This is a genomic window from Hymenobacter sp. R533113 (genome assembly GCF_056835965.1).
Genome location: NZ_JAKWBD010000014.1, coordinates 1 through 16,022, shown reverse-complemented (window position 1 = coordinate 16,022; position 16,022 = coordinate 1). Strand labels below are relative to the sequence as shown.

At 55.9% G+C, this 16,022-nt stretch carries 11 protein-coding genes; 4 read left to right on the top strand and 7 right to left on the bottom strand.

Annotated elements, in window-relative coordinates:
• Positions 1–65: 65 nt before the first annotated feature.
• Together MKZ35_RS18925 and recQ are read right to left on the bottom strand one after the other, a co-directional pair.
• Entirely contained in the window at positions 66–869 is an 804-nt protein-coding gene (locus tag MKZ35_RS18925; protein ID WP_482514807.1) for a helix-turn-helix domain-containing protein, read from the bottom strand.
• 242 nt (positions 870–1,111) lie between these two features.
• Positions 1,112–3,352, bottom strand: a complete 2,241-nt coding sequence (gene recQ / locus MKZ35_RS18920; RefSeq protein WP_482514806.1) for a DNA helicase RecQ — start codon at positions 3,350–3,352, stop codon at positions 1,112–1,114.
• Positions 3,353–3,557: 205 nt separating this feature from the next.
• Between recQ and MKZ35_RS18915 the strand changes: the two genes are divergently transcribed.
• Positions 3,558–4,583, top strand: a complete 1,026-nt coding sequence (locus MKZ35_RS18915) for a hypothetical protein (protein ID WP_482514805.1) — start codon at positions 3,558–3,560, stop codon at positions 4,581–4,583.
• Positions 4,584–4,730: 147 nt separating this feature from the next.
• Positions 4,731–5,084 carry a four-helix bundle copper-binding protein gene (locus MKZ35_RS18910; RefSeq protein WP_482514804.1) on the top strand — a complete coding sequence of 118 codons (354 nt, stop codon included), beginning with the start codon at positions 4,731–4,733 and terminating at the stop codon, positions 5,082–5,084.
• Positions 5,085–5,274: 190 nt separating this feature from the next.
• Here MKZ35_RS18910 and MKZ35_RS18905 read toward each other — a convergent pair whose 3' ends face one another.
• Positions 5,275–7,137, bottom strand: coding sequence for an alpha-amylase family glycosyl hydrolase (locus tag MKZ35_RS18905; protein ID WP_482514803.1), 1,863 nt, complete (start codon positions 7,135–7,137; stop codon positions 5,275–5,277).
• Positions 7,138–7,336: 199 nt separating this feature from the next.
• Positions 7,337–8,521 carry a THUMP domain-containing class I SAM-dependent RNA methyltransferase gene (locus MKZ35_RS18900; RefSeq protein WP_482514802.1) on the bottom strand — a complete coding sequence of 395 codons (1,185 nt, stop codon included), beginning with the start codon at positions 8,519–8,521 and terminating at the stop codon, positions 7,337–7,339.
• Between the two features lie 468 nt (positions 8,522–8,989).
• Here MKZ35_RS18900 and MKZ35_RS18895 point away from each other — a divergent pair, with 468 nt between their 5' ends.
• Together MKZ35_RS18895 and murB are read left to right on the top strand one after the other, a co-directional pair.
• Positions 8,990–10,396, top strand: a complete 1,407-nt coding sequence (locus MKZ35_RS18895) for a sugar MFS transporter (protein WP_482514801.1) — start codon at positions 8,990–8,992, stop codon at positions 10,394–10,396.
• Positions 10,397–10,485: 89 nt separating this feature from the next.
• Positions 10,486–11,520, top strand: a complete 1,035-nt coding sequence (gene murB, locus MKZ35_RS18890) for a UDP-N-acetylmuramate dehydrogenase (protein WP_482514800.1) — start codon at positions 10,486–10,488, stop codon at positions 11,518–11,520.
• A gap of 235 nt (positions 11,521–11,755) precedes the next feature.
• Here the strand turns inward: murB and MKZ35_RS18885 are convergent, their stop codons facing one another.
• The 3 genes from MKZ35_RS18885 to MKZ35_RS18875 form a co-directional block, all read right to left on the bottom strand.
• Positions 11,756–14,170 (bottom strand): endonuclease MutS2, encoded by a 2,415-nt coding sequence (locus tag MKZ35_RS18885; protein ID WP_482514799.1) that lies wholly within the window; start codon positions 14,168–14,170, stop codon positions 11,756–11,758.
• Between the two features lie 225 nt (positions 14,171–14,395).
• Entirely contained in the window at positions 14,396–15,013 is a 618-nt protein-coding gene (locus MKZ35_RS18880) for a DUF4136 domain-containing protein (protein ID WP_482514798.1), read from the bottom strand.
• Positions 15,014–15,321: 308 nt separating this feature from the next.
• Positions 15,322–16,022: DUF547 domain-containing protein (locus MKZ35_RS18875; protein WP_482514797.1), on the bottom strand; the 701-nt coding region annotated here is incomplete at its 5' end.

Below are 16,022 nucleotides of genomic sequence, written 5' to 3'. Positions count from 1 at the left end.
TAAAACAAAAAGGCCCGAACCATTCCGATTCGTGCCTTTTATTGTAGCTGAGTGCGTAGCTGCGCTTAGGCCTTCTTCAACATCGTCATCTGCTGCTGGAGGTCCAGCACAATGCTGGCCAGGCGGTTCAGCGAGAGGTCGGCAATCGGGAAAGTGCTGCTGATATAAGCTTTGGCCTCCCAGATTTCGAGCACGTCCTCCACGTCAATCTCGTAGGGCGAGTACACGGGGTTGTCGGAGTGCAGAGTCAGCATAGCACCCTGCTTCAGGCGGTTGAACACGCGCTTAAACACGATGCCTTCCTTGGCGCTTACTACCACGCAAGGCGTGCCGTCTTTCAGCGTCAGCCAGTCGTCTACGTAGCGGCCGACGATGACGGTACCCGAGGCAATGGGCAGCATCGAGTCACCTTCAATCTCGAAGGCGCGGTACGTGCCGCCGGAGCCCAGCATAGGCAGACGGAACTTGGGCAGTTCCTCAATGAATTCGGCATCAGCATAGCCATTGAGGTAACCAGCGCTGGCCTTTAGAGGCACCAGTTCGATGTTCTCGTTTTGATCTTTATCGACCGTAAGCGCCAGTACGCGCAGACGGTCGGCGGGGCGCGGCGGCTCGGGCGTTTGTAGGGCCGGGTCGAGGTGGCGCATCGCCGCTTTGGCTACGCTCTTTTTGCTAAAGTCAGTGGTTACCAGCGCGTCCAGCGTAATGCCAAACAAGCGGGCCATGTTTACGAGGGTCGTGAGTTTGGGCTCGGCGCGGCCTTCTTCGTAGGCGCCCACTAAAGAGCGTTTTATAGTTAGCTTCTCGGCCATTTGCGCCTGGGTGAGGCCTAGCTCACGGCGCCAGAATTTTAAGTTCGTGTTAATCATCGCTAAAGAGAGACGGGAAAAGCTTCGACATCAAAACATTACCGGCTCGTGAAATTAGCAACATTCTTGCAGCTTTACTAATTCAATTAGCTATTATTTTTTTATAGATAAGAGGTTCCCGCAGTGGAGCGCAGAGGAAAACGCGGAGGTTCGCAGTGTTCTATCGTCAGCACTCCGCGACCTGAAGGAAGGCGTTAGCCGACCCTCGGATTTTCCGCTGCGGGAACCCAACGCCTGCAATACTACTCGCCCCGCAGCCGCTTCTGATAATGCACCGCCAGCCGTAGCTTGAAGTAATCGTGCTTTTCGCGCAGGTGGTCGAACAAGTCGCGCAGTAGCGGCTCGCCGCCGAGCTGGTCGCGGGCGGTCTGAATTTCGGCAAATTCATCCATGGTCAGAAACTCCTCCAACCGAATCTGGTAGCCTTTGGCGTAGAGCGTTTCAATGTGGGCGCGCACGGTGCCGGTGCTCAGGCTGCGGCGCTCGGCAATGGCATCTACACTCAGGCCCACGCGGTGCAGCTGAAACGTCGTTTCGTGGGTGTCGCCCACTTCGCGCTTGCGTGGGGCGGGCGTGGGGGGCATTTCTTCCAGGCCATCCGTACTATCGGCGTACACCGTATTGCTCGCGTCGGGCGCGCCACCACCCCTGTGCTCCAGAATCTCCTTGATAAAGGCCTCACCATAGGTCTCGAATTTCTTCATACCCACGCCCGAAATAGCCAGCATCGCCACCCGCGAAACAGGTTTTTCCGCTGCCATTTCTTCCAAGGTCGTATCGGTAAAAATCACGTAGGGTGGCACGTTTTGCTCATCGGCAATGCGCTTACGCAATTGGCGAAGACGCTCAAACAGAGCTGTCGTAGCATCGGCGGGCTTGACAGCAGCCTGGGCCGCTTTGCGACTGGCACGCGTTGTTTTTTCAGCCTTCTCGGCAGGCTTAAATTGTTTAAGCGGCAGCTGGCGCTGGCCTTGCAGCACTTCTTTGCCTAGCTCCGTGATTTTCAGCGAGTAGCCTTCCTCATAAGCAATATAAAGCAGGCCGTCATTGAGCATCTGGTGCACGTAGCTGTACCAGTCCAGGTAAGGCAAATCGGCGCCGGCGCCGTAGGTTTTTATCTGGTCGTAGCCGCCACTGAGCACGGCTTGGTTACGCATGCCGCGCAGCACGTCGATGAGCAGACCAATGCTGGCCCGCTCCCGCATTCGCACCACTGCCGACAGTGCCTTTTGAGCAATGAGCGTGCCGTCGAACGTGGTGGGCGGGTTGCGGCAGATGTCGCAGTTGCCGCAGTCGGTGGCTAGGGTTTCGCCGAAGTAGTTGAGCAGGATTTTGCGGCGGCAGCTGGCCGCTTCCGCGAACTGCTGCATCCTTTCCAGCTTAGTCAGGTTAAGCTGAGTAAGGTTCGGGTTGTCCTTGGTGAGCATGTCCCGAAGGCTCATCACGTCGCTGAAGCTGTAGAAAAGCAGGGCCGTGGCATCGGTACCGTCGCGGCCGGCGCGGCCAATTTCCTGGTAGTAGCCCTCGATATTTTTGGGCAGATTGTAGTGAATCACCCAACGCACGTTGCTCTTATCGATGCCCATACCGAAGGCGATAGTGGCAATAATCACCTGCAAATCGTCCTTCAAAAAGCCTTCCTGCACCGAGGAGCGCTGGTTGGGCGTCATGCCGGCGTGGTAGTGGCCAGCGCGGTAGCCTTTGGCTATTAGCTTCTGCGACAAGGTTTCGCACTGCTTGCGCGAGAGGCAGTAGATAATGCCCGGCTGATCGGGGTGACGATCCAGGAACTCCAAAATGCCCCCCACGCGGTCCTGGCCCGGCCGCACGATGAGGTTGAGGTTGGGCCTATCGAAGCTGGCCGTGAAAACCTGGGGCTCACTCAGGCGCAACTGCTGCTGAATATCGCGCTGGGTAAGGCGGTCGGCGGTGGCAGTCAGGGCAATAATGGGCACCTGCGGAAACTGCTCGCGCAAGAGCCGGAGCTGCGTGTATTCGGGCCGGAAATCGTGGCCCCACGACGAGATGCAGTGGGCCTCGTCAATGGCAAACATGCTGATTTTTAGGCGCTGTAAGAACTGCAGAAAGCCCGGCGAAAGCAGCTTCTCGGGGCTCACGTACAGTAGCTTGAGGTAGCCACTCATGCAGGCCGCGCCAATGTTGTTCTGCTCGCTCTGCCCGATGCTGCTGTTGATGCCCGCCGCCGCAATGCCGTTGGCCTTCAATGCCTCTACCTGGTCTTTCATCAAGGCAATCAGCGGCGACACCACCACGCACACGCCCTCACTCACCACGGCCGGCACCTGAAAGCACACCGACTTGCCGCCCCCCGTCGGCATGAGCACCACCGTATCTCGTCCGCTCAATATAGAGGAGATAATCTCCTCCTGCATAGGCCGAAACGAATCGTAGCCGTAGTATTGCTTTAAGACTTGCCGGGCAGATTCTAAGGTCGGCGTATAGGTTTGGGGGGCAAATAACATTCGGTAAAAATACGGCGGTTAGGTGGGAGTTGAAAGGCAGAATAAAAGCCTGCCTGCAGCGTCGTCACAAAAAATCAAAACGTCATGCTTCGACGGGCGGACGCCAGATGAAGCATGACGTTTTGGGGTTTTGTATAAGGGTCAAAACACCCTACAACCTGCGCCCGTTCCTTGCGTTCAGACCAAAACATTTGCTTACCCATCTATGCACCGCCGCCCCTTTCTATTCGACCCCGCCAAAAACAGTTTATTCTACCTGGCTTTGCTGGTGGTATTGATTGCGTTGGGCTTAAACCTGTACCAGGCCCTAATCGGGCACTATTCCATTATTGGTAGCGTGGCCTCGTTTCTGGGCTTGTTTGTAGCATTTCAGAGCTGGCGGGCGGCCGATGAGGCATCCCGTAAAACCGATGAAGCCCTGCGACAGATGCAGAGTATTGCCCATGAAACCCAACAATTAGCGCACTCCAACTACGCCATTGACCAGCAAATCAGGCGGGCCGTGGACACTATTTCTGATGCTACCCGTGAGCTGCACAAAGGCTTGCAGCCTATTCTGGAGCAAGTGCGGGAGTTCCTGGACCGCGCCGCCAACAGCGAGTTTGTGGCCATCATGACCGATTCGGCCGCCATCGGTAAGCCGTATGAGTACTTCCGCCACCCGCCCCTCAACCCGCGCGAGCTACACCTGCTGACTTCCCGCATTCACGACTTGCTGCTGGCCCGCGTCCAGGACGCCCGTGAGTTTTATCTGGCTACCCTCGGCACCGAGGAGCAGTTAGCGGCCTTTCCCCCTACCGCTGCCGACAACCCTCTGTTTAGCCAGTACGTGCAGCCGTTTTGGCAGCAATTCAACCCCGACAAGCCCCTGACCGAAGCTGATTGGGATACCCAGCGGCAAATTCATCAGCGCACACTGGAGGAAGTGCAAGTCGCTTTCGATGCTGCCCCCAGGCACCAGGAGCAAAAAGCAGCCGGCCTGGGCCCTCACCTGCGGCTGCCCGTGCTGCCCTTGCAAGTGTTTATTCAGATTGACCTGGAGGGGCCCGAGCCGTTTCGGGCTTTGGTTATTTTTCTGGGTCAATACAACCTCAACAAGCTTACGGAGGCGCGGGCCATGCTCACGGCCGACCCTGAGCTGGTACGCGCCTTTGTCAGCATGTTCGAGTCTATCACTGGCCTCGATCAGCACGCAGGCTACCAGCAGTTGCGCAAGCAGTGTCCACTTTAACTTTAAGGTGAGTTTTGACGGTCTGGGGGCATTTTCAAGACGTTAAAGCAGGAATTGTATTCACTGCCCGCACAATCCTGCACTATCCTTTACACCAGTATCGGCGTAAGAGTAAGCTAACGTGTTATAAACCAGATCCTTTTTATCATGGAACAATCCCGCACCTACGCCACTCAAAACCAGAACGCCCAGACGGTACTCGACGCCCTCAGCCGCTGCATCGCGGCCTGCGAAATGTGCTCCGATGCTTGCTTAAGCGAAGAGAACATTCAGATGATGGTGCCCTGCATTCGCCTCGACCGCGACTGCGCCGACATCTGCCGACTCACGGCCGCTTTTATAGCCCGTGGCTCCGACCATGCCCAGCACATCATGCGCGAGTGCATCGAAATCTGTCAGAAGTGCGCCGACGAGTGCGGCCGTCACGAGCACGAGCACTGCCAGCAGTGCGCCGCTGCTTGCCGGGCTTGCGTAGAAGCTTGTAAGAGCTACAAGGCTTAAATGCCCTATATATTCTCGTAAAACACAAAAAGGGAGGTGCCAATGCGGCGCCTCCCTTTTTGTTTGATGCTATATTGTACAAAACTGTAGTAGAGACGCAATATTTTGCGTCTAGGAGTTGAACGACAGGGTTAAATAACGTCCACAATGACAAGACGCAATATTTTGCGTCTCTACAACCTCTTATTTGCTACTTCATCAGTTCCAACACAAGAGCGGTTTTGGCGGGCACCTGCACGGTAGCAACGCTAGCTAACGTTTCATCCGTAAGCACATTACGAGCCTTGCTAAAGCCATTCATCCGCTCTGAAAAGCGCGCCGTGGGCATGCTAATGAGTTTATCAGTAGCGTTGGTGGCGACCATCACTGTGCCCTTATCATCATAGCGGAAGTACACATAGAGGCCATCCTGGGGCAGATACTGCATGAGCTTGCCGGAGTGCAGCACGGGATGGTCGCGGCGATAGGTAGCCAGGGTGCGGACGAACTGGAAGGCTTCGTTTTCCTTGGCTGTGCGGCCAGCGGCCGTGAATTTATCTTGCTTGTCGCCGGGCCAGCCACCGGGGAAGTCCTTGCGGACCTCGGCGTCGGTGGGGTTTTTGAGGTTCTTCATCAGAATCTCGGTGCCGTAGTACATAGATGGGATGCCGCGGGTGGTAAGCAGCCAGGTCAGGCCCATTTTGTACTTGTCGAAATCCTCGCCCATCACCGACAGAAACCGGTCGTGGTCGTGGTTGTCGAGGAAGGTGACAAACTTGGTCGGGTCCTGATAGACTGCATCTTGCGCCAGGGCCTCGTACATGCGCTGGGGGCCACCATCATGCTTTAGTCCCTCTACCATAGCGCCTTCCAGGATAAAGTCCAAGGCGCCAGGCTGGTTGGACTTGAACTTGAAATCGATGTTGTTGCGCACGTAGTAGGCCTGATCCACCACGTTATTCACCGACGACTCCCCGAAGATGTGAATACGCGGGTACTCGGCGAGCAGAGCCGCGTTGCAGCGGTTCATAAACGGCTGGTCATTGTACATATAGGTATCAATCCGCCAGGCATCTACGCCAAAGTTCTCCACCGACCAGATGGCGTGCTGAATCAGGAAGTTGGCTACGTAGGGATTTTCTTGGTTCAGATCGGGCAGGAAGGGTACGAACCAGCCATCCAGCGTAATCTTCTTGTCTATCTGGGAAGAGTACGGGTCGGTGATGGGCTGCTGGCGGTAGGATGTATTGGTATAGCTTGGCCACTGGTGCAGCCAGCTTTTCATGGGCAAATCCTGAATAAACCAGTGCGTATTGCCAATGTGGTTATAAACCGCATCCTGCACGACCTTCATACCGGCCGCGTGCGCCTTCTCCACGAAGGCTTTATAGGCAGAATTGCCCCCCAACCGGCGGTCCACGTTGTAATGATCGGTGAAGCCGTAGCCGTGGTAAGAAGCGCGCATGCTGCCGCCCTCATTGGTTAAGGGTTGGTTATTTTCAATAACCGGCGTAAACCACACGGCCGTAACACCCAGGTCTTTAAGATACGGCAGACGCTGGGTAGCGCCGGCCAGGTCGCCGCCGTGGCGCAGGAAACCGTTGCTCCGATCGTGGTTGGGGTCGCGCATATCGGCGAACTTGTCGTTGCCTGGGTCGCCGTTGGCGAAGCGGTCGGGCATGGCCAGGTAGATAAAGTCCGCCTGCGTGACGCCCTGGCCTTTTGGCGAATTGTCGCGGGCTTTTAATTCCCAGGCCTGGGTTACAGTCTGGGGGCCTTTTTTGCCTACGATCTGGACAGTACCGGGCTTAGCAGAGCCGGCAATAGTCAGATCCAGAAAGGCGTAATTCGGATTCTCGACGGTATTGGTTTTAATCAGCTTTATGCCTGGGTAATTGATGCTGTAAGTCAGGGTGCCGGCATTCGGGCCATACACGAGCAGTTGCAGCTTCGGCTCCTTCATCCCTACCCACCAGTTGGTAGGATTTACGCGTTGGATAGCCGGGGTTTGAGCCATTGCCCAAAGCGGTACCAGCAGCATTAGCAAAAGCAGGTTTGAATAGAGTTTTTTCATGTAGTTGAGGGTTTAGGTGAGAAGGACCAGAATGAGCTGTGACAACCAACAATGCTAAGCAAAACACTAGAACGTCATGCAGAGCGGAGCGAAGCATCTCGCGTGCTGACGTTGGATTACAAACCTAACGTCAGCACGCGAGATGCTTCGCTGTGCTCTGCATGACGTTCTGATATATAGATTTTAAGTGGCCGGTTTACTACTCGGGCCGTGCTACTCTGCGTGAGCCTTGGTAGAGCTCATACTTCAGCAGGCGGCAGTCGATAGGCCCGTTGAAGAGCGGGATGCGGCGTGAGGCTTTTAAACCCACGCGCTTAGCTGCATCCAGATTGCCCGTGAAAATGTAAGCGTCGTAACCCTGGAAGGTTGACTTAAGCGTGTCGCCAATCATTTTGTATAGCTCGGCCATCTGTGCCTCCTCTCCTATTCGCTCCCCATACGGCGGGTTCATTATTACGAGGCCGGGGTCACCTTTAGGCGCTTTCGCCTCGCGCATGTCGCGCACAGCCAGGCGGATATAATCTTCCAGGCCGGCAGCTTCCACGTTCTGGCGGGCCAGTTCCAAGAACTCGGGCGAAATGTCGGAGCCGCCGATGTAGGCCTGGGGCTCTTCAATCTGAGCGTTGCGGGCGTCGAGCTGCACCGATTCCCAGAGGGCAAGGTCGAAGTCGGGCCAGTTCTCGAAGCCGAACTTGCCTTGGTGGTACAGGCCGGGCGCGATGCGCTGAGCAATGAGTGCCGCTTCAGTCAGGATGGTGCCCGAGCCGCACATGGGGTCCACGAGCGTTTTCTTACCATCCCAGCCGGTGAGCAACAACAGGCCGGCCGCCAACACCTCATTGAGCGGGGCCGCGTTGGTTTGCTGCCGGTACCCGCGCCGGTGCAACGACTCGCCCGAGGCGTCGAGCGACAAGGTCACCTCGTTGTCCAGCATGTGCAGATGCAGACGGATATCGGGCTTGTTTACGTCCACGCTGGGCCGCGAGCCAGTGCGGTCGCGAAACTGATCTACGATGGCGTCCTTAGTTAACTGAGCTACAAATAAGGAGTGCTCAAACGTGGACTTATTGACCACCGCCGTGATAGCAAAGGTTTGATCGGGCCGAATGTAGCGGGTCCAGTCAACGCGGCCTACTTCGCGGTACAGGGCTTTTTCGTCGGGGGCGTAAAAGGCGGCGAAAGGCTTTAGAATGCGCATGGCCGTGCGACACCACAAGTTTGCTTCATAGAGCAACTGCTTATTGCCCCTAAACTCGATGGCCCGGCTGTGTACCTGCTCAATTTTGGCCCCCAGCTGCTCTAATTCTTGAGTCAACACGTCTTCGAGGCCAAACTGGGTGGTAGCCGTCATGAAAAAAGGTTCGTCGCGGCGGTTGTCGGCCATGGGGGGCTTTTTTAGGTGTGAAGGGTAAAGGTCGGGAAAAGCAAGGCAGAACGGCAAGCTCCCCTCCTCAGCCGAGGAGGGGACGCGGCGGCGCAGCCGCCGCTGGGGTGGTTGGCGTCGTTGTTTAGTTGTTTGAGAGAACGATTCGAAAGGCGGTCATGCAGAGGCGGAGCCGAAGCATCTCGCTCGCGGTCGTTGGATTACCATTGCAACATCAGCACGCGAGATGCTTCGGCTCCGCCTCTGCATGACCGCCTTTTTGAACAACAAGGCCTTGGCACGACCGCCTTTTAGAACGCCCAAACAACATCAGCAACGACGCCAACCACCCCAGCCGCGCCTTCGGCACGGCGTCCCCTCCTCCGCTGAGGAGGGGAGCTTGTCGTTCTGACGGCCCACTAGTATTCCAACAAGCTTCGCTCACTATTTCTATCTTTAAGGCCCACAACTTTCCCCTTCCCGCCCGCAATGGCTGCTCCTACAACTTCCTCCTCTCCTGTTACTACCGGCGCTAGCGCTACCAGTCACAGCTACGTCGTGCCCATGTTGGCCATGACGGCCCTGTTTTTCCTCTTTGGGGCCGTCACCAATTTCAACGACGTGCTCATGCCCTATCTCAAGGACGTGTGCCAGCTCACGGATTTGCAGTCATCGTTGGTGCAGTCGGCGTTTTTTGGGGCTTATTTTCTGATGTCCCTGCCAGCTGGCTTTGTACTCAAGCGCCTGGGTTACAAAAATGGTATTGTGCTGGGTTTGTTGGTAATGGCCTGCGGCGCGTTGTTATTCGTGCCAGCAGCTAATTCGCGCACCTTCGCCTTGTTTCTCACGGCTTTAGGCCTACTCGGCGCCGGCATTACGCTGCTGCAAGTGGCAGCCAACCCCTACGTATCGGTGCTGGGGCCGGCGCGCAATGCGGCGGCGCGGGTAAGCATCGTCGGGGTCGCCAATAATTTTGGTGGCGCCTTGTCGCCACTGGTTGGCGGATTGATCTTATTCGGTGGCTCTGTGGCGCTCAAAGCCCAGCTGGCCGCCCTTCCAGTTGCGCAGCGCCTGGACCAGGAGGCCCAACTGGTAAAAGGGCCCTACCTGGGTCTGGCGGCTTTTCTAATGGTTTTGGCCGGGGTGTTTTTCTTGTTAAAGTTACCCGAACTTGAAAGTCTGCCCGCCGAAGAAACGGCTCCGAGAGCAGATGGTCAGGCTACAACACGCACGAGCGCACTCAGCTTTCCGCACTTGGTGCTGGGCGTTGTGGCTATCTTCGTGTACGTGGGCGTGGAGGTTGGCTTGGGCTCGTTTCTGATTCGCTACGGCGAGTCGCAGGGGATTCGGCAACTTAGCGACTTCACTCAAAGCTTAGTACAAGGGCTAAATGTGGCGACCAACTACGCTTTAGTATTCTTTGGTCAGGAGCCTGCGCCCATCGACACTTCAGGGGGCTTTACTAAAGCCGTAGGTGCGGTGCTGGTGTCGTCTTACTGGTTTGGCTCCTTGGTAGGCCGACTGGTGGGCATTCCGCTGTTGCTGCGTTTCAACAACCGCGGCATGCTGATAGCTGTGTGCGCGGCTGGCGTGGCGCTGGTAGTTGCTTCTATTCTGAGCACAGGTGAAGCTGCTTTATGGCTTATTGTGCTCTGCGGCTTGTGCAACTCTATTATGTGGCCGGTTATTTTCCCTTTGGCTATCAAGGGATTAGGCCAATTCACGAAGCAAGGCTCCTCTTACCTTATCATGGCCATCGTAGGCGGGGCCATCATTCCGCCCCTCATGGGTTGGCTGGCCACCGATGGGGGTGGGCTACGTGTGGCCTTCGTGGTGCCGGCGCTCTGCTATGCTTATTTGCTCTACTATGCCGTGAGCGGCTACCGGGTGCGCTAAGCAGTTGGGGGGTAGCGTTTAGGTGCTGGGGGGCTTTTTTAGCAGCCACGGCGCTACTTTTACTGCCAAATCACCTTTTCGCTTTCCCTATGGCTTCGGCTTCCCTTCTCGAACACGACGTTTCCCTGCGCGCCTACAATACCTTCGGCATCGATGTCAAGGCCCGCTTGTTTGCCCGCTTCCGCAACGTAGAGGAGCTGCGCGGCTTGTTGGCATTGCCCGAAGTACAGCAGGCCGAAAAGCTGATTCTGGGCGGCGGCAGCAACTTGCTCTTCACCCAGGATTTCGGGGGCGTAGTACTCAAAAACGAGATTCAAGGCCTCGAAGTTATTGAGCAGGACGAAGACACCGACACCGCTCTGGTGCGTGCCGGTGCCGGCGAATCGTGGCACGGCATGGTGCAGTACACGTTGCAACAGAACCTGAGCGGCATTGAGAATCTGTCGCTGATTCCGGGTACGGTGGGCGCGGCGCCGTTGCAGAATATCGGCGCTTACGGAGCTGAGCTGCAGGATACCTTCGACCACTTGGAAGCCCTGGAAACCAGCACCGGCCGCCTGCGCACGTTTACCCGCGAAGAGTGCGGCTTCGGCTACCGCGAAAGCGTGTTTAAGGGCCCGCTCAAAAACCAGTTTATCGTGACCAGCGTGGTGTTGCGGCTGCAACGCAAGCATCAGCTCAATATCAGCTACGGCGCCCTGCGTACCACCCTCGCCGACATGGGCATCGAGGCCGACCCCACGCCCCAGGACGTGAGCGAGGCCGTCATCCGCATCCGCCGCAGTAAGCTCCCCGACCCCGCCCAAATCGGCAACGCGGGCAGCTTCTTCAAGAACCCCGAACTCTCCCAGCATCGCTTCGACGAGTTGAAAGCCCAGCACCCTGAGTTGCCCGGCTACCCCGTACCCGGTGGCGTAAAAGTGCCCGCCGCCTGGCTTATCGAGCAGTGTGGCTGGAAAGGTCGCCGCTTCGGCCCCCACGGCGTGCATGAGCACCAAGCCCTGGTATTAGTCAATCACGGCGGTGCCCAGGGGGCAAATATCCGAGACCTTGCCCACGAGATTATCGCCTCGGTACGAGAGAAGTTCGGCGTAGAGCTGCACCCCGAGGTGAACATTATGTAAGAACAAAGCTCCCCTCCTCAGATGATTCTGCGCATGAAGCAGAGAGGGGATGTCACCGCGTAGCGGAGACTGGGGTGGTTGAGGTCGTTGTTTGATTGTTTAGCATGTTGTCCTGAAGCAGGTTTTCTTCGACGAACAACATCAGCAACGAGGTCAACCACCCCAGCCGCCACTTCGTGACGGCGTCCCCTCCTCGTCTGAGGAGGGGAGCTTCGTTCTTATCTAATCAAAATAACTACTTCAACACCGCCACCGTCGCACCATCGCCGCCGCGTTCGGCGTGTTCGTCGGCGACGCTGGCTACGGAGCGCACGGAGCGCAGGTAGTCGCGGGTGATCTGGCGGAGAATGCCGTTGCCGCGGCCGTGCACGAACTTGATTTCGGGAATGCCCAGCATCACCGCGTCGTCGACGAAGGCCATTACTTTTTGCAGGGCGTCTTCGGCCCGCTCGCCGCGCAGGTCGAGGTTGGGGCTGAAGTTAGCCATGCGGCCGGTCATGTTCAGGCCGGAGCTCTGGGGGGCATTTCGCTCGGCTTTCTTCTCCCGCTCCTTGATTTCGGCGCGGCCCAGCTTTTCGAGCTGCGCGATCTTGACGATGGTTTTCATGCCGCCAAACGATACTTCGGCCGTCTTGCCTTTCAGGCTCATGATTTCGCCGTAGCCGTCCTGGCCGATGAGGGCCACTTTGTCGCCGGGCCGGAGGGTGGCGGCGTCGGCGGTTTCGCGGGTCGGGCGGGCTTTGGGCGGCTCAATTTGCAGCTCCTTTTTTACGTAGTCGTCCAGCTTCTGGCGGGCCTGCTTGGTTTGCTCCTTATCGGCCTGGGCCGAGCGGATTTCCTGGATGGTGGCCTCAATTTGCTGATTCGTATCCTTGAGCAACAGCTTGGCTTTAGCCTTGGCGTCGCGCAATACGTCGAGGCGGGTGTCTTCGAGGTGGCGCTTGAGGTCCTGGTATTCCTGAGCGGCTTTTTTGAGGCGGCGCTCCTGCTTTTCGGCTTCGGCGGTGCGCTGCTCCAGATCAGATTTTTCCTTTTCCAGGCCTTCCAGCAGACGGTCGTAGCGGATTTTGTCCTTGCCCACGAGTTGGGTAGCGCGCTCCACAAGCTGGGCGGGCAAGCCAATCTTACGGGCAATCTCGATGGCAAACGAGGAGCCCGGCTTACCGATTTCCAACCGATACAGCGGCTGTAAACGCTCGGGGTCGTAGCGCATGGCCCCGTTTACGATTCCGGGCGAACGCTCAGCGTAGTTTTTCAGGTTGGTGTAGTGGGTCGTAATCACGCCGAAGCTGCGGGCGCGGTTGAGCTCGTCGAGCACGGCTTCGGCAATGGCACCACCCAGCGCGGGCTCGGTGCCGGTGCCAAATTCGTCGATGAGCACTAAGCTTTTCTTGCCAGCAAAGAGCAAAAACTGCTTCATATTCAGCAAGTGCGACGAATAGGTACTCAAGTCATTCTCCAGGCTTTGCTCGTCGCCGATATCCAGGAAAATATCGTCGAATACGCCCGCTTCGGAGCCGTCGCCGGCCGGGATGAGCAGGCCGCATTGCAGCATGTACTGCACCAGGCCCACGGTCTTCATGGCCACGGATTTGCCCCCCGCGTTCGGCCCCGAAATCAGCAGAATGCGCTGCTCAGGATTCAGGTCGATGCTCAAAGGCACCACCTCGCGACGTGTCTCCTTCGGCTGCTCCCGAAACGTGAGGTACAACAGCGGGTGGCGCACCTTCTCCCACTTGATCAGCGGACGCGGGTGCAGCGTGGGCAAAGACGCCTCCAGTCGACTGGCCAGCAAGGCTTTAGCCCGAACAAAGTCCAGCAGACCCAGGTATTGATAGGCTTTGCGCAGGTCCGGAATGTGGGGCCGCAGCTGATCGGTGAGCTGGGTGAGAATGCGGATGAGCTCGCGCTGGTAGGCATTTTCGAGGTCTTTGATGTCGTTGTTTAACTCAAAAACCGCCTCCGGCTCAATAAAAACCGTCTGGCCCGAGGCCGACTCGTCGTGAATCAGGCCCTTGACGCGGCGCTTGTGCTCGGCAATAACGGGCAGCACTAAACGCCCCCCACGAATGGTAGGCTCGGCGTCGCCGGGTATCCAGCCTTCGGTTTTGGCGTGGCGCAGGATGCCGGCAATCTGCTTGCGCAACTGGCCCTGGCGGGCAATCAGCTCCTGCTTTAGCTGCATGAGCAGCGGTGAGGCGTTGTCGCGCACCTGGCCCTCGTCGTCCACCACTTTGTCCAGCGCCAGCAACAAGTTGCGGTCTACCTGCACGCCGATGCCCAGCAGGCGCAGGGTCGGATACAGCGTTTCCTCGGCGTGGGTAAAGAAAGTGAGCGCCTGCCGAATGGTGCGCAGGCTCATTTTTACTGCAAAAAAAGCCGTCACCTCCAGGTAAGCACCTGGTAGGCTGGCGCGCACCAAATGCGGGTGCACATCATGGTAATGCTGGCTGGGAAAGTCGGCGCCCGACTGGAGCAGGACGCGGAACTCATCGGTTTGGAGCAACAGCTTCTGCAGTTGGTCGTGCTTGGTCTGGAACTGCATTTTGGCCACAAAATGCCGACCTAAAGCACTCAGACACAAGGAGTCCAACATCTCACGCAGCTGCGTGAAGCCTATTTTGTGTTCGAAATTGGAAGGTAATAGCAAAGAAAAAGCAGCAGTTGCCGTCTGTAAAGTAAGAGTAGGTTGCGAAGATAGATAAACAGCAGTAGCCCCAAGAAAGATTCGTGCACAGCAGTATAGTTAGAAAGGTATAAGGTTTGGATCTTTACTGCTCAGCTTGTCTTCTATACAGTCCGAATAAAAGCACAAATTAAAAAAGGGCAAAACATATGTTTTGCCCTTTTTTAATTTGTGGAATAATATCAAGAATTATAATTTATCAGCTCGATGATTATACTGCTCGAAGATCTGACCAACGGCAACATATACTTTGTCTTTATTTTTATTAAAAAGATTACCATCGGTGAGGCCAGAAGCATAGCCCTGCCACACGCCAACTCCTTTTTCCCGATCAATCATCTGAACCAAAATGCTGCCCTTATCCAGGCTGATCTTACGCTGATCATTGTTGGTATACGTCTCGGTCGAAGCCCAGTAGGCATCGCCTAGATTGGTGTTGCTTACAATTTCAACCGGCTCATCGAACGTTCGGAAATTGACTACCAGGTCGCCGCCCGTAGGTTGGTACGTGTAGCCACGGCTGACCAGCTCATGCTGCACGGCGTCGCGTAACATTACCTTGAACATTAAGTCACTAAGAAAATAACTACTGTTTTGCGGGTCGCTTACTTGGCTTGCCCAAGAGTACGTTTTGTACTTGCTGAAATCAGGAGCATCGGTTGGGGTTACAGTAGTTACGCCTGTTCCGACATTAACATCGGGGCCGCCGCGCTGGTCGCTGCCAACGGTAACACCAGGTTGTTGAGCACAGCCGGTAGCGAAGAGTGCGAATAATAGAAGCAGCAAAATTTGAGGTGAAGCTTTCATAGCTAGATTTATTTACGAATCAATTGATATAAACTGATTACTTATTTTTACGGCAATAAATAATTGTTGTTCGATTTAATTATTTAATATATTAATAATTTATGATAATCATATAAACCAATTCCTTCATTTTTTAAGTTAAACTGTCCCTCTTGTAATCTCAGTTAAATATTACTTTAAATTATTTTAATAATCAGAGAATAAATATTTTCTGCTCTTTATTCCGCTGGAGAAGCACTAACAAAAAAGCCCCCAACTTCTTTGCTGGGGGGCTTTTTGTCAATCAATGTACTTGATAAAGAGTCTGGCTACTTCTTCTGCTCGTTCACCGACCAGTCGTAGGTCATATAAGTCAGCGTCGCGTCAGGGTTAATCTTCTGGGTGGCGTAGCGGTTTATGGTCTTCTGAATGGAGTTATCATTTTTGGCGAAATCCTTGGGGTAGAAGTTGAAGATGCTCGATACCTCGGGCTTATCGGCGGGCGTAAGCTTGTTCTTGGTGGGGTCGTTGATGAAGTTAGTGGCCTGGTCCTCCAGCTGCTCGTTGAGGCGGGCGGCGACGTAGGCTTCACGGCGCAGCTTGGGGCACGACATGGCCGCGCACACCAGGGCAAAGTGAATGCGCGGCTCGTCGAACTTCTTGCGGACAATGCGCTGCTCAATATCGTTGAGGGTGTGCTTGTCGTTGCCGAGGCGGATAAAAGGCTGGTCCCAGACGGTGTTGACCAACGTTTTGTCGCCGCCCAGGTCCTTGATGCTTTTGAGCGGATAGGCCCGAATGACGCGCTGAATGGTGAAGGCATTGTAGGCATTCAGCCAGTACGCCAGGCGCTCGGGCTCACTCCAGTTATCGTTGGGCAGGTTGTCGCTGAGCGTGGTCAAATAGGTGTTCAATGTGGTGCTATCGGCCTGAAAGCCGGTATAATCGACCATGCCCTGCTCATTTACGTGCTTTTTCAGCAGGGCATCCCAGGGCTCGTGGCTCACGGGGCGACTGTCCTTGGAGGTAG

Coding starts and splice junctions, on each gene's coding strand:
- MKZ35_RS18925 (WP_482514807.1), bottom strand. CDS start 869: ATGATTAACACGAACTTAAAATTCTGGCGCCGTGAGCTAGGCCTCACC.
- recQ (WP_482514806.1), bottom strand. CDS start 3,352: ATGTTATTTGCCCCCCAAACCTATACGCCGACCTTAGAATCTGCCCGG.
- MKZ35_RS18915 (WP_482514805.1), top strand. CDS start 3,558: ATGCACCGCCGCCCCTTTCTATTCGACCCCGCCAAAAACAGTTTATTC.
- MKZ35_RS18910 (WP_482514804.1), top strand. CDS start 4,731: ATGGAACAATCCCGCACCTACGCCACTCAAAACCAGAACGCCCAGACG.
- MKZ35_RS18905 (WP_482514803.1), bottom strand. CDS start 7,137: ATGAAAAAACTCTATTCAAACCTGCTTTTGCTAATGCTGCTGGTACCG.
- MKZ35_RS18900 (WP_482514802.1), bottom strand. CDS start 8,521: ATGGCCGACAACCGCCGCGACGAACCTTTTTTCATGACGGCTACCACC.
- MKZ35_RS18895 (WP_482514801.1), top strand. CDS start 8,990: ATGGCTGCTCCTACAACTTCCTCCTCTCCTGTTACTACCGGCGCTAGC.
- murB (WP_482514800.1), top strand. CDS start 10,486: ATGGCTTCGGCTTCCCTTCTCGAACACGACGTTTCCCTGCGCGCCTAC.
- MKZ35_RS18880 (WP_482514798.1), bottom strand. CDS start 15,013: ATGAAAGCTTCACCTCAAATTTTGCTGCTTCTATTATTCGCACTCTTC.